Origin of the sequence: Micromonospora sp. RL09-050-HVF-A (genome assembly GCF_019374995.1) — a bacterium.
In the GTDB taxonomy this organism is placed as follows: Bacteria; Actinomycetota; Actinomycetes; order Mycobacteriales; family Micromonosporaceae; genus Micromonospora; species Micromonospora antibiotica.
Genome location: NZ_JAGKQP010000002.1, coordinates 7,030,431 through 7,051,167, shown reverse-complemented (window position 1 = coordinate 7,051,167; position 20,737 = coordinate 7,030,431). Strand labels below are relative to the sequence as shown.

Here is a 20,737-nt window from a genome sequence, read left to right as displayed (position 1 = left end):
GTCCGCTCCCCTTTCGTTCGAGTCGTCCGTCTCCTGGGCAGCCTAGTCGTCGGCGCGAGCCGACATCCGCGCCCACCCGCACCACGGGCCCCGTACGGCACAGTGACGCACTTTGATAAACCCAGGCCGGCCCTCGTACACCACTTTCACAGCGGGTACCCGTACACTCTGGCGGGCGTGTGGCGTGGCGCACCTGCGGACATCGTGGCGCGTACGGCCCGACCGCCGGTGACGACCAGGGTAGAGGAGGGGAGCACGGGTGGCTTCCAGCAGGGACCGGCAGCGCAAGCTCGCGCGGGAGAAGCTCGACCGGCAGTTGGCCCGGCGGGCCGCCGCCGCCCGACGGCGTCGGCAGATCCAGGCCGGGGTCGGTGCGGCCGTGGTGCTGGTGCTGATCGTGGCCGGCGCGGCCTGGGGGCTGGGTGCCTTCGACAGCGACCCCGAGCAGAAGGCCGCCGAGGACGTCTGCCTCTGGACGCCGCAGGACGCGGCCGCCAACACCAACCTCAAGGACGTCGGCACCCCGGCCACCACCGGTCTGCCCACCACCGGGGTACGCACCATGACGATCGACACCGACCAGGGCGGCCCGGTCACCGCCGAGCTTGACCTCGCCGCGGCGCCGTGCGCCGGGGCGAGCATCGCCCACCTGGCCGGCAAGTCGTTCTACGACAACACCAAGTGCCACGAGATCACCACCGAGGGTGCGTTGCGTTGCGGCGACCCGAGCGGCACCGGCCTGGGCGGCCCCAGCTACTCGTTCTACAACGAGAACGTGCCGACCGCGCCCGAGGCGAGCCCCTCGGCCAGCCCACCGCCCGGGCAGCCGCCGACCTACCCCAAGGGCACGGTCGCGATGATCAGCAACCCGCCGGGCGCCAACGGCAGCCAGTTCCTGCTCTTCTTCAAGGACTCCAGCCCGGCCCAGCCGGCGTACCCGATCATCGGCCGGATCACCGGCGGCCTCGACGTGGTCGAGAAGATCGGCGCCCAGCCGACCGTGGACAACGGGGCGGGCGCCAAGGTCAAGCCCAAGACCGACGTGCTGATCCGCAAGCTGACCGTCGGCGAGGCGCAGGCCGCGCCGGCTCCGGCGACCGGTTCCCCGGCCGCGTCCCCGGCGGCCAGCCCCAGCGCCGGCTGAGCCGGCCCACCACCCGTACCTGCGGCCACGCCGCGCCAGAGAAAGCCCAGGAGGAGTGACCGTGACGTCCACGAGAGAGCGGCAGCGCGCGGCGGCGCGGGCCCGACTTGAGCGGGAGATGGCCGAACGTTCGGCCAAGGCCCGCAAGCGCCGGCAGACGCAGGCGATCGTCGGGGCCGCCGCGATCCTGGTGCTCGTGGTCGCCGGCACCGTCTGGTTGGCGACCAGCCTCGGCGGTGATGACGACGACAACAAGCAGCAGACCGCCAGCACCGAGGGCTTCTCGCAGTGCACCTATACCGAGGCGCCCAAGGAGGGCCGGCCCGCCCAGATCAAGGATGTCGGGCTGCCCCCCAACCAGCAGGCCAACAAGGGCACCCAGACGTTGACCCTGGAGACCAACCTGGGCCCGATCGTCGCCAAGCTCGACCGGACGAAGGTGCCCTGCACCGCCGGCAGCTTCACCCACCTGGCCAGCAAGGGCTTCTTCGACAACACCAAGTGCCACCGGCTGGTGACCGAGGGCATCAAGGTGCTCCAGTGCGGTGACCCGAGCGCGACCGGCGCCGGCTGGCGGCAGACCGACGGCACCGGCGGGCCGAGCTACGGCCTCGCCGAGGAGAACCTGCCGACCGACAAGCGGCCCCCCTACCCGGAGGGCGTCATCGCGATGGCCAACTCCGGGCAGCCGGGCAGCACCGGCAGTCAGTTCTTCATCGTCTACGGCGACTCGCAGCTCGATGCGAAATACACAGTGCTGGGCACCGTCACCTCCGGCATGGACCTGGTCAAGCAGGTCGGGGCGGCCGGTGACGACAAGGCGTACGCGCAGCAGGCCGGGGGTGGCCACCCCAAGAAGGAGGTCACCATCACCAAGCTGACCATGAGCGACATCGAGGGCTGACCCCTCGGGTACGACGAAGCGCCCGCCGGCTGAGCCGGCGGGCGCTTTCGTTACCTCGGTGTCCGCAACACTCCCGGGGACCCTACGGACCCACGGATCCGGAGGCGGTCGGGTGGTCCGCCCGGTGGGGTCCCAGGCCCGTCAGGCGCCGGAGGTGACCCGGTAGGCGTCGAAGACCCCGTCGACCTTGCGGACGGCGGCCAGCAGGTGCCCCAGGTGCTTCGGGTCGGCCATCTCGAAGCTGAACCGGCTCACCGCCACCCGGTCCCGGGTGGTGGTGACCGTCGCCGACAGGATGTTGACCCGCTCCTCGGAGAGCACCCGGGTGACGTCGGCCAGCAGCTTGTGCCGGTCGAGTGCCTCCACCTGGATGGCCACCAGGAACGTGGAGGCGGAGGTGAGCTTCCAGCTGACCTCCACCACCCGCTCGGCCTGGGCCCGCAGGTCCTCGGCGTTGGCGCAGTCGTCGCGGTGCACGCTGACCCCGCCGGAGCGGGTGACGAACCCGAAGACCGAGTCCGGGGGCACCGGCGTGCAGCACCGGGCCAGCTTGATCCAGACGTCGCTGACGCCCCGCACCACCACCCCGGGATCGCTGCTGTTCTGCCGGCTGTGCGGCGGACGGGTGGCGACGGCGGTCTCGGCGATGTCCTCCGCCGCGCCCTCCTCGCCGCCGTACGCGGCCATCAGCTTCTGCACCACCGACTGCGCCGACACCTGGCTGTCGCCGACCGCCGCGTAGAGCGACGCGACGTCGGCGAGGTGCAGGTCCCGGGCGATCGCCATCAACGCGTCGGAGGTGAGCATCCGCTGCAACGGCATGCCCTGCTTGCGCATCGCCTTGACGATCGAGTCCTTACCGGCCTCGATCGCCTCCTCACGCCGCTCCTTGTTGAAATACTGGCGGATCTTGGTACGCGCCCGGGGGCTCTTGACGAAGCTCAGCCAGTCCTGCGTCGGACCGGCCGTGTCGGACTTCGAGGTGAAGATCTCGATCACGTCGCCGTTGGACAGCGCCGACTCCAACGGCACCAGCTTGCCGTTGACCCGTGCCCCGATGCACTTGTGCCCGACCTCGGTGTGCACCGCGTACGCGAAGTCCACAGGCGTCGACCCGGTCGGCAGCGGGATGACGTCCCCCTTGGGGGTGAAGACGTACACCTCCTGGCTGGACAGGTCGAAGCGCAACGCGTCGAGGAACTCCGACGGGTCGGCGGCCTCCCGCTGCCAGTCCAGCAGCTGCCGCAGCCAGGTCATCTCGTCGATGTGCGCGGGCGGGCCGACGATCTGGGTGCCCTTGTGCTCCTTGTACTTCCAGTGCGCGGCGATACCGAACTCGGCGGTGCGGTGCATCGCGTAGGTGCGGATCTGCATCTCCACCGGCTTGCCGGTGGGCCCGATGACCGTCGTGTGCAGCGACTGGTACATGTTGAACTTGGGCATCGCGATGTAGTCCTTGAACCGGCCCGGCACCGGCTGCCAGTTGGCGTGGATGACCCCCAACGCCGCGTAGCAGTCCCGCACCGTGTCGACCAGGATGCGCACCCCGACCAGGTCGTAGATGTCGTTGAAGTCCCGCCCCCGCACGATCATCTTCTGGTAGATCGAGTAGAGGTGCTTCGGCCGGCCGGTCGTCTCCGCCTTGATCTTCGCGGCCTTGAGGTCGGTGCCGACCTTCTGGGTGACCTGCTTGAGCAGCGACTCCCGCTGCGGCTGGTGCTCCCCGATCAGCCGGAGGATCTCCTCGTAGCGCTTGGGGAACAGGGTGCCGAAGGCCAGGTCCTCCAGCTCCCACTTGATCGTGTTCATACCGAGGCGGTGGGCCAGCGGAGCCAGGATCTCCAGCGTCTCCTTGGCCTTCTGCTCCCGCTTGGGCGCCGGCAGGAAGGACAGCGTCCGCATGTTGTGCAGCCGGTCGGCCAGCTTGATCACCAGGACCCGGGGGTCCTTCGCCATCGCCACGACCATCTTGCGGATCGTCTCCGCCTTGGCCGCGTCGCCCAGCTTGACCTTGTCCAGCTTCGTCACGCCGTCGACGAGCAGGGTGACCTCGGGACCGAAGTCGGTGCGCATCTGGTCGAGGGTGTACTCGGTGTCCTCGATCGTGTCGTGCAGCAGCGCCGCCACCAGCGTGGTGGTGTCCATTCCCAGGTTGCCCAGGATGGTCGCCACCGCCAGCGGGTGGGTGATGTACGGGTCACCGGACTTGCGGTACTGACCGGAGTGCCACCGCGCGGCGGTGTCGAAGGCACGCTGGAGCAGCCGGGCATCCGCCTTGGGGTGGTTTTCCCGGTGGCTGGCGATCAGCGGTTCGAGCACCTCGCTGACCTGGGAACTCTGCCAGGGGGCGTTGAACCGGGCCAGCCGCGCCCGCACCCGACGCCCGGTCGGCGCGTTGGACAACGCGAAACCGGCGCTCGGGGACGGGTCGTCGTCGAGCGCCGCCCCGGCTGCCATGCCGTCGAGCGTGGCACCGACGTCGTCGCCGACCCCCGCCGGGCCGACCGGTGGGTCGTTCTTCCGAGCGGTCACCGCGCCGTCAGCGTCGCCTGTCGGGTGCACCGTGCCCTCCACCGGAGGGACGACATCGTGGGACACCGGCCTCCTCACCGATCGCCGGGACCACGCCGGCCGTGCGGCCGACGCCTGTCTTCCAACCGGCCGTCGCGCCGGCATGTTCCCATCGGCCGCCGTCGGGGCCGATGGCGTTACCCGCCGGCCCCCGGCCGACGCCCTGCCCGCCGCCCGGACGGGTGATCGCCCGGTCAGCAATGGGCAATGCTACCCGCACGGTAGGTGCCGTGCCGCTCCGCCGGACGGTCCGTCCCAGGTCGGCGGGACGACCGGGCGTCACACGGTCAGCAGGGCATGGACCGGACGCCCGGCGAGCCGCTCCCGCCCACCCAGGAAACCCAACTCCAGCAGTACGGTGAACCCGGCCACCGTGCCACCGGCCCGCTCGACCAGATCGAGGGTCGCCTCGGCGGTGCCACCGGTGGCCAGCACGTCGTCGACCACCAGCACCCGGTGCCCGGCGGTGAAGGCGTCCTGGTGCACCTCGAGCGTCGCCTCGCCGTACTCCAGGGCATAGGAGGCCGAGTACGCCGGCCGGGGCAGCTTGCCCGCCTTGCGCACCGGCACCACCCCCATCCCGGTCGCGTACGCGATCGCGGCGGCGATCACGAAGCCCCGGGCCTCGATGCCGACCACGATGTCGAAGCTGTCCCGCCCGTGGTGGTCGATGATGCCGTCGATCACCTCGCGGAACACGTCGCCGTCGGCGAACAACGGCATCAGGTCCTTGAACAGGACACCGGGCTTGGGGAAGTCCGGCACGTCCAGCACCCGGCTGGCGACCAGCCGGGCGACCTGCGGGCCGCTGTCTCCCCGTACCGCGGTGCTGTGGGTCTCCGTCACGATGGTCGATTCTCCTTCGCTACGACGACGGCGTCCGCCATGCTGCTCGCACAGCATGGCGGACGCCGTCGACTCGACGTGTGGCGGGTCGCCCGTCGGTCAGCGCCGCTTCGCGCCACCGGGGCGGTTGCCCCCGCCGCCGCTGGGACGACCACCCCGGGCACCGGTCGCCCGCTTGGCCGCCGGCCGGGAACCGACCTTCGGCGCGCTGCCGGCCAGGGCCGCCGCCTCGGGGTCGATCGGCTCGTCGGCAGCGTCGTCGCCGGCCGCCTGCCGGGCCGCGCCACGCGGGACGACCTCGCCCCGGGCGATCGCGCCCCGCCGGGCCAGCACCCGCTTGGTGTGCGCCTCGATGCGCGGGTCATAGTTCTTGAGCAGCACCAGCAACGGGGTGGACAGCAGGATCGAGGTCAGGAACGCCATCGCCATACCGACGAAGAGCACCAGGCCCAGGTCCTTCAGGGTGCCCGCGCCGAGCAGGCCGGCACCGATGAAGAGCAGACCGCCGACCGGGAGCAGGGCGACCACCGAGGTGTTCAACGACCGCATCAGGCTCTGGTTGAGCGCCAGGTTGGCCGCCTCGCCGTAGGTCTGGTTGTTGTTGGCCGTGATGCCCCGGGTGTTCTCCTGGACCTTGTCGAAGACCACCACCACGTCGTAGAGCGCGAAGCCCAGAATGGTGAGGAACCCGATGATCGTCGACGGGGTCACCTCGAAGCCGACCAGCGAGTAGATGCCGGCGGTGAGGATCAGGTTCATGAACAGCGAGATGATCGCCGCGACCGCCATCCGCCACTCGAAGCGCAGCACCAGGTAGGCCGCCACCACCAGGACGAAGATGATCAGGCCGAGCAGCGCCCGGGAGGTCACCTGGCTGCCCCAGGCCTCGCTGACCTGGCTGCCGCTGATCTGGTCGGCGTTGATGCCGAACTCCTGCGCCATCTCGGCCTTGACCGCGTTGGCCTGGTCGGCGCTGAGCTGCGAGGTGCGCAGCTCGTAGTACTCGCCGCTGGTGCTGCCGACCTTCTGCGCGGTCACCACCTCGGCGCCGCCGCCCTCGGCCGCCAGCGCGTCGTTGACCTTGCCCTCGGCCTGGTCTAGGGTGCCGACGCTGGCCGGCACCTGGAACGAGTTGCCGCCGGCGAACTCGATGCCCAGGCTGAAGCCGCGCACCGCGAAGCTGAGCACGGCGATCAGCACCAGCACGCCGGCGACGGTGAACCACAACTTGCGCCGGCCGACGATGTTGAGACCGGCCTCGCCCCGGTAGAGCCGGGACGCCAGACCACTCTTAGCCATCTCAGGCCTCCTTGACGCGCGAGTTGCGGGCGGTGGCCGGGTCGGCCGAACGGGCTGGCAGGGCCCGACCGAGGCCGCTGACCCGGGGCGACAGGAACGCCGGGGTCCGGGCGAACATCGTCATGATCGGGTGCCGGAAGAGGAAGACGACCACCAGGTCGAGGACGGTCGCCAGGCCGAGGGCGAAGGCGAAGCCCTTCACCGTGCCGACCGAGACGATGTAGAGGACCACGGCGGACATCAGGGTGATCGCGTTGGCCGAGATGATCGTCCGGCGGGCCCGGATCCAGGCCCGGCCCACCGCGCTACGCGGGCTGCGCCCCTCCCGGATCTCGTCCTTGAGCCGCTCGAAGTAGATGACGAACGAGTCCGCCGCCACACCGAGCGAGACGATCATGCCGGCGATGCCGGCGAGGGTGAGAGTGAAGCCGATCGACCGGCCGAGCACCACCAGCGCGCCGAAGACCAGCAACGCGGAGAGCACCAGGCTCAGGAAGATGACCGAGCCGAGCAGCCGGTAGTAGAAGAACGAGTAGATGATGACCAGCAGCATGCCGATGCCGGCGGCCAGCAGACCGGCCCGCAGGTGGCTGTCGCCCAGCGTCGCGGTGACGTTCTGCTGCTCCTGCGGCACGAAGGTGACCGGCAGCGCGCCGTAGCGCAGCTGGCTGGCCAGCGCGTTGGCCGACGTGTTGTCGAAGCTGCCGGTGATCTGCGAGTCGCCGGTCAGCACGCCCTGGATCTCGGGCGAGGAGACGATCTCGTTGTCCAGCACCACGGCCACCCGGCACTTGCCGTCCTGGCCCAGAGCCGTCTGGTCGCAGCCGCCGCCGGTGTTGTTGAACGCCTCCCGGGTCAGCTCGGTCCACTTGGACTGGCCGTCGCCGGTGAAGTTCAGGCTGACCACCCAGGTGCTGGCCTGGTCGAGGACGGCGTTGGCGTCCTTGACGTCGGTGCCGAGCACCTTGGCCTGGTCGAGCAGGTACTTCGCCGCACCACCCTCACAGGCGACCGCCTGCTGCTTCTCGTCCTTGATCGACGCGGGGGGCCGCTTGTCGAGCTGGGCGCAGGTGATGGTCGGCACGTTGAACTGCATCTGCGGGCTCAGCACCGCGATCTCCTGCGGGGAGAGCGTGCCGAACGGCTTGAGCGTCTCCGCCAGGGCCGGGTTGGTGGCCAGGTCGGCCGGAGCCTGGAGCCCGCTCGCGGCGGCCCAGGCCGGTGCACCGACCTTCTTCTCGACGGCCTTGCGCTGCTCCTCGATGCTCTGCGACACCGGCGCCTCGGTGGCGCTGGGCGAGGCGGCCGGGGCGCTCGGCGAGGCCGACCCGGACGGGGAGGCGCTCGGGCTGGCGCTCGGCGCGGGGGCGCCACCACCCTGCCCACCGGCGCTCGGCGAACCGGTCACCTTCGGCGCCGCACTGCCGGAGGCCTTCGGCGACGCGCTGCCCGACGGAGCCGGGGAGGCGCTACCCGACGGGGCCGGCGACGCACTGCCGGACGGAGCCGGAGCGGCGACCGTACCGCTGCCGTCGGCGGCCTTGAGCACCTTGCGGAAGCGCAGCTCCGCGGCGCTGCCGACGTCGGTCAGCTCCCGGTTCTCACCGGGCAGGGAGATGACGATGTTCCGGTTGCCCTCGGTGACCACCTCGGCCTCGGCCACCCCGTAGGCGTTGACCCGGCTCTCGATGATCTGCCGGGCCTCCTCCAGGTTGGCCGACGTCGGGGGCTTGCCGTCGATGCTGTTGGTCGCCTCCAGCGTCAGCCGGGTGCCACCGATGAGGTCCAGGCCGAGCCGTGGCTCCAACCGGTCCTTCCAGCTACCGCTGGCGCCGCCCGAGAAGAACACCAAGGAATAGAGGACGACGAAGATGATCCCGAGCACGGCGAGCTGCCGCCCGGGGCGCATCTGTCCCTGAGGTGGTGCCACGGCTGTCTGTCTCCCTGTAACGGTCGCGCCGCCGGCGCAGCGGCGACGAGGTCGGAGCGGGGTTCCCGCCCCGACGTGCTCTGCGCGGACCGCTCCCGACCGTGCGGCACGGCGTACCACCGCCGACGTGGGGGCGTCGGACGGCGGGGCGCGCGTGCCGGCCCCGGGGACCGGCCCACCTATCCAGTTGTCCTGTCACGCCCACCCCGGCGGGGCGGGCGGACACTCACTCCTTGACGGCTTCCGCGTCCTCGATGACCGGCTCGTCGGCCTCCGGACGCTCCGCCCGGGTGACCACCCGGGCGATGGCCGGCCGGGCGTAACGGGACTGCACGCCGGGGGCCACCTCCAGCAGCACGGTGTCGTCCTCGACGCCCACGACCGTGCCGTAGAGCCCGCCGATGGTGACGACCTCGTCACCGGGGCCGAGCGCGGACTGCATGGCCTCGGCCTCGCGGCGGCGCTTCTGCTGCGGCCGGATCATCATGAAGTACATGACCCCGAAGAGCAGGGCGATCATGATGATCGGCGTCAGACTGCCGGCGCCTCCGCCGGACTGTGCTGCGTAAAGCACGGTGTGCGACCTTCCCATTGGCCCCCGTTCGGCGCGGTGCGCGCCGGAGCGGAGGCGGATATTCACATCCTGTACAGACCGCGGCGAGTCTAATCCCTGCACCTGGGAACGCCGAATGCGGCGCAGATCACGTTCAGATCACGGTGGATCGGGCGCGTTCGAGAACAGATCAGGCACAGCGGGGGCTTCCATGCCAAATGTACCATTTGGTGGTGTCCGGCCGAGGTGCCGCCAGGCCGCCTCGGTGGCCACCCGCCCCCGGGGCGTACGGGCCAGCAGTCCAGCGCGGACGAGGAACGGCTCGCAGACCTCCTCCACCGTGTCCGGCTGCTCCCCCACCGCCACCGCCAGGGTGGACAGGCCCACCGGCCCGCCCCGGAACGAGTCGACCAGCGCGGTCAGCACCGCCCGGTCCAGCCGGTCCAGCCCCAGGGCGTCCACGTCGTAGACGGTCAGGGCAGCGCGCGCGGTCTCCAGGGTGACCACCCCCTCGGCCCGGACCTCGGCGTAGTCGCGCACCCGGCGCAGCAGCCGGTTGGCGATCCGGGGCGTGCCCCGGGACCGGCCGGAGATCTCCACCGCCCCCTCCGGGGTGATCGGCACGCCCAGGATGCGCGCCGACCGGTGCAGCAACGCCTCCAGGTCGGCCGGGGAGTAGAAGTCGAGGTGCGCGACGAAACCGAACCGGTCCCGCATCGGACCGGTCAGCAGGCCGGACCGGGTGGTGGCACCGACCAGGGTGAACGGCTCCACGTCCAGCGGGATCGCGGTGGCCCCCGGCCCCTTGCCGACGATCACGTCGACCCGGAAGTCCTCCATCGCGCTGTAGAGCAGCTCCTCGGCCGGCTTGGCGATCCGGTGGATCTCGTCGATGAACAGCACGTCGCCCTCGGCGAGGCTGGTCAGGATGGCGGCCAGGTCGCCGGAGCGCTCGATCACCGGCCCGCTGGTCACCCGGATACCGGAACCCAGCTCGGCGGCCACGATATTGGCCAACGTCGTTTTCCCGAGGCCAGGAGGCCCCGACAGGAGGATGTGGTCGGGTGGGGCGCCGCGCCGCATCGCGCCCTGCAACAGCAGGTCGAGCTGGTCGCGGACCCGGTGCTGGGCGATGAACTCGTCGAGCCGCTTCGGCCGGACGCTGACCTCGGCGTCCCGCTCCGCGTCGTCGGCGTACGCCGAGACGAGGCCGTCGCCGGTCATGCCGGCCACCCCGACCCCGACCGCGCCACGGCGGTCACCGGGTCCGACCGAGCAGTCGGATGGCCTGCTTGAGCAGGACCGGCACCGGCGGGGTGGGGCCGTCGACGGTCTCCGCCACCGCAGCCACCGCCTGGTCGGCCTGCCCGGCCGTCCAGCCGAGCCCGACCAGCGCCTGGCGGACCTGGTCCGGCCAGGCCCCGGCGGTCACCCCGGCCGCGCCGTCGGGCCCCACCGGCACCGGGCCGATCCGGTCACGCAGCTCCAGGACCAGCCGCTCGGCGCCCTTCTTGCCGATCCCCGGGACCCGGGTCAGGGCGGCGGTGTCGGCGTTGGCGATGGCCTTGCGCACCGCGTCCGGGGTGTGCACGGCCAGCACCGCCTGGGCCAGCCGCGGGCCGACCCCGCTGGCCGTCTGGAGCAGCTCGAACAGCTGCTTGGCGTCGTCGTCGGCGAAGCCGTAGAGGGTGAGCGAGTCCTCCCGGACCACCAGGCTGGTGGCGAGCCGGGCCGGCTGGCCGACCCGCAGCTCGGCCAGGGTGCCGGGGGCGCACTGCACCGCCAGGCCGATCCCCCCGACCTCCACCACGGCATGGTCCGGACCGGTCGCGGTCACCGTGCCGCGCACGCTGGCGATCATCGTGCTCCTCCTCGTCGTACCCGGTCGGCGGCCTCGGCCAGCTTGGACCGGGTGCCGCCCCGCCACACGTGGCAGATGGCCAGGGCCAGGGCGTCCGCCGCGTCGGCCGGCTTGGGCGGCTCGGCCAGCCGCAGCAGCCGGGTGACCATGGCGGTCATCTGCTTCTTGTCGGCCTGACCGGACCCGGTCACCGCGGCCTTGACCTCGCTCGGCGTGTAGGTCTGCACCGGCAGCCCGGCCCGCGCCCCGGCCAGCACGGCGATCCCGCTGGCCTGGGCGGTGCCCATCACGGTGCGCACGTTGTGCTGGCTGAACACCCGCTCCACGGCGACCGCGTCGGGCCGGTGCTCGGCCACCAGGTCGGTCAACGACCGGTCCAGGTGCAGCAGGCGCAGCGACAGGTCGTCGGCGGGATCGGTGTAGACGACGTAGTAGGCGACCAGCGAGCAGGGGCGGCCCGGCACGCCCTCGACCACGCCGACCCCGCACCGGGTCAGCCCCGGGTCGACGCCCAGCACACGCACGCCGTCTCCTCCAGGCCCCTCGACAGTACGGGTGTTCGACACCCTACTGGTCCACCCCGACACGCCGGTGGGCGGACACGCCGCCCGCCGGTGGGGCTCAGCGGGTACGCAGGCCGTCGAGCACGCCGTCGACGACCCGTTCGGGGAGCAACCGGTCGTCCAGCTCCGGATGCCAGCGCAGCAGCCGCTGGACCAGCATCGGCCCGGTGAGCAGCGCCATGGCCACCTCGATGTCGAGATCGGCGCGCAGTTCGCCGGTGGCCACGCCCCGGCGGAGCACCTCCCGCATGATCTTGCGGCGGGGCTCGATGATGTTCTGGTAGAGCTGGAAGTGGTCCGGGCTGCGGTTCACCTCGGGCACCAGGCACGGCATGATCCGCTCGGCCCGGGGGTCGATGTTGTGCCCGACCGCACCGACCAGCAGCACCAGGTCGTCGCGCACGGAGTGCCCGGCCGGCTGGGGGACCACCCCCTTGAGCCGGCGCAGGGCGTCGAGCAGCAGGGCGTCCTTGCCGGGCCAGCGGCGGTAGATGGTGGCCTTGCCCACCCCGGCGCGGGCCGCGATCGCCTCGATCGACAGTGCCTCGAGGGTGCTGCCCTCGGCGAGCAGGTCCAGGGTGGCCTCGATGATGGCCTCGTCCGCGCGGACGCTCCGCGGTCGCCCGGGCGACCGCGGAGCATCGGCGGTGGGGTTCATGTCAGACATTGTTCCCGGCCCTATGTGGTTGCGGCCAGTTCCCGCTCCGCCACCGGCGTCGCGTCGGTGGCCGTGGCGGTGCGGCCCGGCATCCAGCGCAGCACGATGAGGATGCCGAGGGCGGCCACCACCGCGGAGATCGCCGCCGCCCAGTGCATGGCCGAGACGAACGCGTCGTTGGCCGCCGCGATCAGCTTCGGTGCCGCCGGGCCGACCTGCGCCGCCGCCGCGTACGCCCCGGAGACCGACTCGGTGGCCGCCTCCCGGGCGGGGGCGGGCAGGCTGTCGACGGTCGCGGCGATGTCCTGCCGGTAGACGGCGGACAGCACCGAGCCGAGGACCGCGACGCCCAGCGCGCCGGCGACCTGGCGGACGGTGTTGCTGACCGCCGAGCCGACGCCGGCCTTCTCGCGGGGCAGCGCCGACATGATCGACTCGGTGGCCGGGGGCATGATGTTCGCCATCCCGACGCCCTGGAGGAAGAAGGCCACCAGCACCACCCAGATCGGCGTGTCGACGTCGATGAAGGCGAAGGCTGCCAGCGCCACGGAGGTCAGCACCAGGCCGACCGTGGCGACCGCCCGGCCGCCGTACCGGCGCACCATCGCGGCGCTGCGCGGCGCGAAGACCAGCTGGGCCCCGGCGAACGGCAGGAAGAACAGGCCGGTCTCCAACGGGCTGTAGCCCCGGACCAGCTGCATGTAGAACGAGCTGAAGAACATCACGCCCATCGCGGCGAAGAAGACCAGGCCGACGATCGCCACCGGCGCGGCGAACCGGGGCACCCGGAACAGCCGGACGTCCAGCGACGGGTGGTCGCTGCGCCGCTCGTGCTCGACGAACCAGGCCAGCACCGCCACTCCGCCCAGGATGGCGGCCCAGACCGTGGGCCGGCCGAAGCCGTGCTCGCCGCCGTCGATGATGCCGTAGGTCAGCGCGACCAGTCCGACGACCGACAGCAGCACGCCGAGGATGTCGACCCGGCCGGGCCGGGGGTCGCGGGACTCGGGCACCAGCAGGGCGACCAGCAGCACGCCGAGTACCACCACCGGCACGTTGATCAGGAAGACCGAGCCCCACCAGAAGTGCTCCAGCAGCGCGCCGCCGAGGATCGGGCCGATCGCCACCGCCAGGCCGACCGCGCCGGCCCAGACGCCGATCGCGCGGCCCCGTTCCCGGGGGTCGAACACGTTGGAGATGATCGACAGGGTGACCGGCATGATCGCCGCGCCACCGATGCCCATCAGGGCGCGGGCCGCGATCAGCTGGCCGGGGCTCTGCGCGTACGCCGACAGCAGGGACGACAGGCCGAACAGGACCAGGCCGATGAGCAGGAACCGGCGGCGGCCGGCCCGGTCCCCGAGCACCCCGAAGGTGAACAGCAGGCCGGCGAAGACGAGGGTGTAGGAGTTGATCGCCCATTCCAGCTCGCCCTGGCTGGCCCCGAGACCGTGCACCGGGTCGGCCAGGGTACGCAGCGCGACGTTGAGGATGGTGTTGTCGAGGACGACGACGAGCAGGCTGACCACCAGCACGCCGAGGATCGCCCATCGTCTCGGATGTCCGGTGTTCTCGTGCGGTTGCATACGCTCCGGTGCTCCCCCCGGTTCACCCGTACCGGCAATACGATACGGGGCAGACTCGTAACGACACTCACCTTACGAGGGGGATGTTTCGATACGGCACCGGTTCGTATCGGATGTGGTGCGGGTCACGCCACCCTGGACGGTCGAAGCGCGACTCAGGCCGGCACACCGCACGCGGCCAGGGCAGCGGAGAAGCTGGTCAACCGGGTCGCCGGGGGTGGCAGGGGCCCGATCCAGCCCGGCCCGGCGGCGTACACGCGTACCCCCGGGACATCGCGGCCGAAGCGGACCAGACGGTACGCGCGGCCGGTGACCGGCGTCTGCGACCAGACCACCACGACCCGCGGACGGGCCCGCAGCACGGCGGAACGCAGCGCCGCCCAGGGCAGGTCCGGCCCCAGGTGCAGGCAGCCCCGACCCTGCTCGCGCAGCGCGGCGGCCACCGCGTGCAGGCCCAGGCAGTGCGCCTCGTGCTCGGCACCGGCGAGCAGCACACCGTCGGCGCGCAACCGCCGGACGGGAGCACGGCGGTGCACGTCCAGCCCGATCCGGATGCCCTCGGACAGGGCGTGCTCGACGGCGATCTCGGCGGCGTCGCGCCCCCGCAGCCCGGCCAGCATCGGCACGCAGAGCCGTTCCCAGGCCGCCCCCACCCCGGCGTCGGCGGCGAACTCCAGCACCAGCGCGGCGACCAGGTTGGCGTCGAGGTCCTCGGCGGCTGCCGCGAGCCGCCTGCGGGTCGTCTCGACGGCCTCCACCGGCATCGGATCTGTCAACACCAGACGCACCCCCGGGTAGCTCACCATTACCAGGGGATTCGCCCGGACGGCACGGTCTGGATGCGCCGTCGGTGGATTATCTGCGGCGGCTCAGTCCGTCAACGCCGTCAACGCCAGGTCCACGTCCGCCTCGGTGGTGTAGAGGTGGAACGCGACCCGGACCTGCCCGGCGCGCACCGCCGCCCGGACCCCGGCCCGCGCCAGCCGCTGCCGCGCGTCGGGCACCTCCACCGCGACGATCGCGCTGCGCCCCGGTGGTCTACCCAGCCCGGCCAGGAAGCGGTTAGCCAACCCCACGTCGTACGCGCCGATCACCGCCGGGCCGAGCGCGGCGACCAGTTCCAGGGCCGGCGCGGTGCCCACCCAGCTGAACCAGGCCGGGGAGATGTCGAACCGGCGGGCGTCGTCGGCCAACCGCAGCGGCGGACCGTAGTAGGTGGAGTGCGGGTCCTTACCCGCATACCAGCCGGCGGCGTCCGGCCGCATCCGCTCCCGCAGCGCCGGAGCCAGATAGGCCAACGCCGAGCCGCGCGGCGACATCAGCCACTTGTACGTCCCCACCGCGACCGCGTCGGCCAGCGACCCGTCGAACGGCAGCCACCCGCACGCCTGGGTGGCGTCCACCACCACCAACGCGTCGTGCACGCGGGCGGCGGCCACGATCTCGGCGTACGGGGCGACGGCCCCGTCGGCGGACTGCACCAGACTGAACGCCACCAGGTCGGTGCCGGCGTCGATCGCGTCCCGCAGACCAGCCAACGGCACGGTACGCACCCGCACCCCGCGCTCCTGCTGCACCAGCCAGGGGAACAGGTTGGAGGTGAACTCGACCTCCGGGACGACCACGGTGGCACCGGCGGGCAGGGCGGCGGCGATCGGCGCGAGCAGTTGCGACACGGTGCTGGCCACCGCGACGTCCGCCACCGGCACCCCGATCAGCCCGGCGAAGGCCTCCCGGGACCGCCCGGTCGCCTCTCCCCACCCCTCCCACGAGGTACGCCCCACCCGCCAGTCGGCCAGCGCGCCCTGCACCGCCGTCCAGACCGGCTCGGGTGGGAGCCCGTAGCTGGCGGTGTTCAACCAGCCCGGCTCCGGCTGCCACAGCTCGCGTGCCTGTTCCAGCTCCATGCCACCGACGCTAGCCACTCCCCCCGCCCGCGCGTCAGCGCCAATCCGGGCCGGGTGGCCCGGACCGGGCCCTGGTCCTGGTCCTGGTCCGCCCTGGCCCTGGGTCGGGCCCTGCTCCTGGCCGTGGTCCTGGGTCGGGCGCTGGTCCTGGCCGTGGTCCTGGGTCGGGCGCTGGTCCTGGCCGTGGTCCTGGGTCGGGCGGGACGGCAGTGGCGGGAGCCTCGGCAGGCCACAGTGCTGGTCCGGGCTTGACAGGGTGCCCTAGGTTGAAGATCAACATTGTGACCAACCCGGAAGGGTGATCCTCCATGCCGGTCGGCTTCACGTTCGCCGTCATTCTCGCCATCGGGCTGGCGATCGCCGGTGCGGTGCTGCTCATCGCCCGCAACCCGGGCGTCAAGCGCATCGCCGCGCTGGTCGCGCTCGGCTGCCTGGCCGGAACAGTGCTCTTCGGCGTGGGAGCGAGCGCGCACTCCGTGCCGATCCGCTCGGTCGGCATCGTCACCAGCTTCAACAAGCCGACCGGCGAGGTCACCGGCTCCGGTCTGAAGTGGGTCGCCCCCTGGCAGAAGGTCGGCGAGTGGGACGCCGGCCGGCAGAAGTACGACCACATCGGCGGCGACCAGTGTGTCCGGGTCCGCACCGGCACCCTCGCCGACGCCTGCGTGGAAGTGCTGATCGAGTGGCAGGTCAAGCCCGAGAACGCGCCGAAGCAGTTCATGGACTACAAGGGCGACTTCGAGAGCTTCCGGGGCCAGCGGGTGGGGGTGCAGCTGGACAGCGCGGTCAACGACGCCTTCGCCACCTACAACCCGCTGGAGAAGATCGACGCCCGGACGGGCAACCTGAACGTCGACCTGAAGCCGTTCGCCGAGGGCATCCGGGGCAACGCCGAGGGCCGGCTCTCCGGCGACGTCGACATCCTGTCCGTCACCATCACCCGGGTCAACCACGACGACAAGACCGAGGGCAACATCAAGGCCTTCCAGGACAAGCTCGCCCAGACCCGCAACCTCGAACAGGACCGCAAGAACGCCGAGATCCAGAAACAGATCACCGAGACCAACGCCAAGGTCGACAAGGTGTCCCGCTGCCTGGAGATCGCCGAGAAGAACGGCTCCACCCCCGGGCTGTGCATCAACCCGGGCATCGTCACCGGCGGCAAGTGACGACCGGCCGGTCTGTGCGACGAGCGCCGCGCTGTCGTGCGGGGACGACGCGCTGGCCGCTCGATCCTTGTTGTAGTGGCATCCGCGCAGGGGGAAACCACCGGAACAAGGATCGAGCACGATCTTGCCGCCGACCGACGTGGAGCTGACCTGCCAGCGGGTCAGCTGACGTTGGCGGGGCCGAGGACGCTCTTGAGGTCGCCCATCAGCGCGGTGGTGGCGGCCACCCGGAACGGTCCGAGCCGCAGGGTGGTCACCTTGCCGCCGTTGAGCAGCTTGACGTGCACCTCGGTGTCGCCCGGGTGCAGCACCAGGGTCTCCTTGAGCCGTTCCACCAGCGGTGGCGTGCAGCGGTGCACCGGGATGGTCAGCGTCACCGGTTTACTGCCGGGGGTGCTGCTGACGTCCGGCATGGACATGTCCATCGCCATGATCCGGGGGGTGTCGTCACGCCGGTCCACCCGGCCCTTGACCACCACGATCGCGTCCTCGGCGATGTACTGGCCGATCACCTCGTAGGTGTTCGGGAAGAACAGCGTCTCCACCCCGCCGGCCAGGTCCTCCAGGGCCGCCGACGCCCAGGCCCGCCCCTGCTTGGTGACCCGGCGCTGCACGCCGGAGAGGATGCCCGCCAGGGTGACCACCGCCCCGTCCGGGACGGTGCCCTCCTCCGACAGCGCGGCGATGGTGGTGTCGGCCGCCGCGCCGAGGACGTGTTCCAGCCCGAACAGCGGATGGTCGGAGACGTAGAGGCCGAGCATCTCGCGTTCGAAGGCGAGCTTGTCCCGCTTGTCCCACTCCGCGTCGCCGATGGTCGGCATCACGGTGGTGCTGCCGGTGTCGGCGTCACCGAAGCCCGCCCCGAACAGGTCGTACTGGCCGACGGCCTCCTTGCGCTTGACGTCGGCGAAGGCGTCGATGGCGTCGGCGTGCACGGCGAGCAGGCCCTTGCGGGTGTGCCCCAGCGAGTCGAACGCACCCGCCTTGATCAGTGATTCGATGGTCTTCTTGTTGCAGACCACCGCGTCGACCTTGGACAGGAAGTCGTAGAAGTCGGCGTACTCGCCCTTCTCCTCGCGGCATCGCATGATCGCCGCGACCACGTTCGCCCCGACGTTGCGGACCGCGGCCAGGCCGAAGCGGATGTCCTTGCCGACCGGGGTGAACGGGCCGGCCGAGGTGTTCACGTCCGGCGGCAGCACCTGGATGCGCATCCGGCGGCACTCCGACAGGTAGAGCGCCATCTTGTCCTTGTCGTCACCGACTGAGGTCAGCAGCGCCGCCATGTACTCGGCCGGGTAGTGCGCCTTGAGGTACGCCGTCCAGTACGACACCAGGCCGTACGCCGCGGAGTGCGCCTTGTTGAAGGCGTACCCGGCGAACGGCACCAGGACGTCCCAGACCGCCTGGATGGCCTGGTCGGAGTAGCCGCGTTCGCGGCAGCCGTCCCGGAACGGGATGAACTCCTTGTCGAGGATCTCCTTCTTTTTCTTGCCCATCGCCCGGCGCAGCAGGTCCGCCTGGCCGAGGGTGTAGCCGGCGAGGATCTGCGCGGCGCGCTGCACCTGCTCCTGGTAGACGATCAGGCCGTGGGTGGGCGCCAGGATCTCCCGCAGCGGCTCCTCCAGCTCCGGGTGGATCGGGGTGATCTCCTGGAGGCCGTTCTTGCGCAGCGCGTAGTTGGTGTGCGAGTCGACACCCATCGGGCCCGGCCGGTAGAGCGCCAGCACGGCGGAGATGTCCTCGAAGTTGTCCGGCTTCATCAGCCGCAGCAGCGAACGCATCGGCCCGCCGTCGAGCTGGAACACGCCCAGGGTGTCGCCCCGGGCGAGCAGCTCGTAGGCGGGCTTGTCGTCCAGCTCCAGGCCCAGCAGGTCGAGTTCCCGACCGTGGTTGAGCTGGATGTTCTTGACCGCGTCGTCGATGATCGTCAGGTTGCGCAGGCCGAGGAAGTCCATCTTCAACAACCCGAGCGACTCGCAGGTCGGGTAGTCGAACTGGGTGATGATCGCCCCGTCGGCGTCCCGGCGGGTCAGCGGGATGTGCTCGATGATCGGCTCGGCCGACATGATCACCCCGGCGGCGTGCACCCCGGTCTGCCGGATCAGCCCCTCGATGCCCTTGGCGGTGTCGATCACCTTGCGGACGTCCGGGTCGGACTCGTAGAGGCCCCGGATCTCGCCGGCCTCGGCGTACCGGGGGTGCTTGGGGTCGAAGATGCCGGTGAGCGGGATGTCCTTGCCCATCACCGCCGGGGGCATCGCCTTGGTGATCCGGTCGCCGACCGCGTAGGGGAAGCCGAGGACCCGGGCCGAGTCCTTGATCGCGGCCTTCGCTTTGATCGTGCCGAAGGTGGCGATCTGCGCGACCTTGTCCTCGCCCCACTTGTCGGTGACGTACTTGATCACCTCGCCGCGCCGACGCTCGTCGAAGTCGATGTCGACGTCCGGCATCGAGACCCGCTCGGGGTTGAGGAACCGCTCGAAGATCAGGCCGTGCGGGATCGGGTCCAGGTCGGTGATGCCCAACGCGTACGCGACCAGCGAACCGGCTGCCGAGCCACGCCCCGGGCCGACCGCGATGCCCTGGTTCTTGGCCCACTGGATGAAGTCGGCGACCACCAGGAAGTACGACGGGAAGCCCATCTGGTTGATGACGCCCAGCTCGTACTCGGCCTGCACCACGTGGCCCTCGGGGATGCCCCCGGGGTAGCGGCGGGCCAACCCCTTGAACGTCTCCTTGCGGAACCAGGACTCCTCGGTCTCCCCCTCGGGCACCGGGAAGCGCGGCATCAGGTTGTGGAACTCGAACATCCCGCTCGGGTCGACCTTCTCGGCCACCAGCAGGGTGTTGCGGCAGCCCTGCTGCCAGAACTCCGAGGAGTCGACCGCGCGCATCTGGTCGGCGGACTTGACGAAGTAGCCGCCGCCCTCGAACCGGAACCGGTTGGGGTCGGCGACGTTGCTGCCGGTCTGCACGCAGAGCAGCACGTCGTGCGCCTCGGCCTGCGCCTCGTGGGTGTAGTGCGAGTCGTTGGTGACCACCGGCGGGATGTCCAGCTTGCGGGCGATGGTGATCAGATCCTCACGGACCCGCTGCTCGATGGAGAGCCCGTGGTCCATGATCTCCAGGAAGTAGTTCTCCTTGCCGAAGATGTCCTGGTAGGCGGCGGCGACCTTGAGCGCCTCGTCGAACTGGCCGAGCCGCAGCCGGGTCTGCACCGCGCCGGACGGGCAGCCGGTGGTCGCCATGATCCCCTCGGCGTGCTCGGCGATCAGCTCCATGTCCATCCGGGGCCACTTGACGTAGTGGCCCTCCATGGAGGCCCGGGAGTTGAGGGTGAACAGGTTCTTCAGGCCCTGCGCGTTGCGCGCCCACATGGTCTTGTGGGTGATCGCGCCGTTACCGGAGATGTCGTCGCTCTTCTGCTCCGGCCGGCCCCACTTGACCCGCGCCTTGTGATAGCGCGACTCCGGCGCCACGTACGCCTCGACGCCCAGGATGGGGGTGATCCCGGCCGCCATGGCCTGCTTGTAGAAGTCGTTCGCGCCGTGCATGTTGCCGTGGTCGGTGATCGCCACCGCCGGCATCCCCAGCCGGTTGGCCTCGGCGAAGAGGTCCTTCAACCGGGCCGCCCCGTCGAGCATCGAGTACTCGGTGTGCACGTGCAGATGCGCGAACGAATCGCCCATGCGTGGAATCCCCCCGGATCGGATCATGGGTCACGAGATCAGGCCGGTCCACGA

16 protein-coding genes and 1 pseudogene are annotated in these 20,737 nt (G+C 71.0%); 4 read left to right on the top strand and 13 right to left on the bottom strand.

Going from position 1 to position 20,737, the window contains the following annotated elements; genetic code table 11:
• The first annotated feature begins 259 nt into the window (after positions 1–259).
• Both J7462_RS30905 and J7462_RS30900 read left to right on the top strand, forming a co-directional pair.
• Positions 260–1,144: a peptidylprolyl isomerase gene (locus J7462_RS30905; protein WP_208569461.1), complete on the top strand. Its 885-nt coding sequence runs from the start codon at positions 260–262 to the stop codon at positions 1,142–1,144.
• Between the two features lie 61 nt (positions 1,145–1,205).
• On the top strand, positions 1,206–2,048 hold the full coding sequence (locus J7462_RS30900; RefSeq protein WP_219469632.1) for a peptidylprolyl isomerase: 843 nt from the start codon (positions 1,206–1,208) through the stop codon (positions 2,046–2,048).
• Positions 2,049–2,189: 141 nt separating this feature from the next.
• Here J7462_RS30900 and J7462_RS30895 read toward each other — a convergent pair.
• The 12 genes and pseudogenes from J7462_RS30895 to J7462_RS30840 all read right to left on the bottom strand — a co-directional run.
• Positions 2,190–4,469, bottom strand: a pseudogene (locus J7462_RS30895) (bifunctional (p)ppGpp synthetase/guanosine-3',5'-bis(diphosphate) 3'-pyrophosphohydrolase); the annotation flags it as partial.
• 429 nt (positions 4,470–4,898) lie between these two features.
• Complete coding sequence (locus tag J7462_RS30890) at positions 4,899–5,465, bottom strand: adenine phosphoribosyltransferase (protein WP_208569459.1); 567 nt, start codon at positions 5,463–5,465, stop codon at positions 4,899–4,901.
• Between the two features lie 99 nt (positions 5,466–5,564).
• Complete coding sequence (gene secF, locus J7462_RS30885; RefSeq protein ID WP_219469630.1) at positions 5,565–6,764, bottom strand: protein translocase subunit SecF; 1,200 nt, start codon at positions 6,762–6,764, stop codon at positions 5,565–5,567.
• 1 nt (position 6,765) lies between these two features.
• Positions 6,766–8,694, bottom strand: a complete 1,929-nt coding sequence (secD, locus tag J7462_RS30880) for a protein translocase subunit SecD (RefSeq protein ID WP_219469627.1) — start codon at positions 8,692–8,694, stop codon at positions 6,766–6,768.
• 226 nt (positions 8,695–8,920) lie between these two features.
• Positions 8,921–9,286, bottom strand: a complete 366-nt coding sequence (gene yajC / locus J7462_RS30875; protein WP_244253083.1) for a preprotein translocase subunit YajC — start codon at positions 9,284–9,286, stop codon at positions 8,921–8,923.
• A 120-nt stretch (positions 9,287–9,406) separates the two neighbouring features.
• A complete protein-coding gene (gene ruvB / locus J7462_RS30870; RefSeq protein WP_219469625.1) occupies positions 9,407–10,471 on the bottom strand; it encodes a Holliday junction branch migration DNA helicase RuvB in 1,065 nt (354 codons plus the stop codon).
• 34 nt (positions 10,472–10,505) lie between these two features.
• Positions 10,506–11,108, bottom strand: coding sequence for a Holliday junction branch migration protein RuvA (gene ruvA / locus J7462_RS30865; RefSeq protein WP_208569454.1), 603 nt, complete (start codon positions 11,106–11,108; stop codon positions 10,506–10,508).
• Positions 11,105–11,632 carry a crossover junction endodeoxyribonuclease RuvC gene (gene ruvC / locus J7462_RS30860; protein WP_218108214.1) on the bottom strand — a complete coding sequence of 176 codons (528 nt, stop codon included), beginning with the start codon at positions 11,630–11,632 and terminating at the stop codon, positions 11,105–11,107. Before ruvC ends, ruvA begins: the two co-directional genes overlap by 4 nt.
• A 97-nt stretch (positions 11,633–11,729) precedes the next feature.
• On the bottom strand, positions 11,730–12,338 hold the full coding sequence (locus tag J7462_RS30855; RefSeq protein WP_219469622.1) for a TetR/AcrR family transcriptional regulator: 609 nt from the start codon (positions 12,336–12,338) through the stop codon (positions 11,730–11,732).
• Positions 12,339–12,349: 11 nt separating this feature from the next.
• Positions 12,350–13,915, bottom strand: a complete 1,566-nt coding sequence (locus J7462_RS30850) for an MFS transporter (RefSeq protein WP_219469619.1) — start codon at positions 13,913–13,915, stop codon at positions 12,350–12,352.
• A gap of 155 nt (positions 13,916–14,070) precedes the next feature.
• The gene (locus J7462_RS30845) at positions 14,071–14,694 is read right to left on the bottom strand and encodes a transcriptional regulator (RefSeq protein ID WP_308291082.1); all 624 of its coding nucleotides are present in this window, start codon (positions 14,692–14,694) and stop codon (positions 14,071–14,073) included.
• A gap of 90 nt (positions 14,695–14,784) precedes the next feature.
• Entirely contained in the window at positions 14,785–15,822 is a 1,038-nt protein-coding gene (locus J7462_RS30840) for an aminotransferase class V-fold PLP-dependent enzyme (protein WP_219469616.1), read from the bottom strand.
• A 54-nt stretch (positions 15,823–15,876) separates the two neighbouring features.
• Between J7462_RS30840 and J7462_RS30835 the strand changes: the two genes are divergently transcribed.
• Together J7462_RS30835 and J7462_RS30830 are read left to right on the top strand one after the other, a co-directional pair.
• On the top strand, positions 15,877–16,074 hold the full coding sequence (locus tag J7462_RS30835) for a hypothetical protein (RefSeq protein WP_219469614.1): 198 nt from the start codon (positions 15,877–15,879) through the stop codon (positions 16,072–16,074).
• Positions 16,075–16,130: 56 nt separating this feature from the next.
• Entirely contained in the window at positions 16,131–16,991 is an 861-nt protein-coding gene (locus J7462_RS30830; protein ID WP_219469612.1) for an SPFH domain-containing protein, read from the top strand.
• Between the two features lie 161 nt (positions 16,992–17,152).
• On the opposite strand, the gene dnaE is transcribed toward J7462_RS30830, so the two are convergent.
• Positions 17,153–20,683: a DNA polymerase III subunit alpha gene (gene dnaE / locus J7462_RS30825; RefSeq protein WP_219469609.1), complete on the bottom strand. Its 3,531-nt coding sequence runs from the start codon at positions 20,681–20,683 to the stop codon at positions 17,153–17,155.
• Between the last annotated feature and the right edge of the window lie 54 nt (positions 20,684–20,737).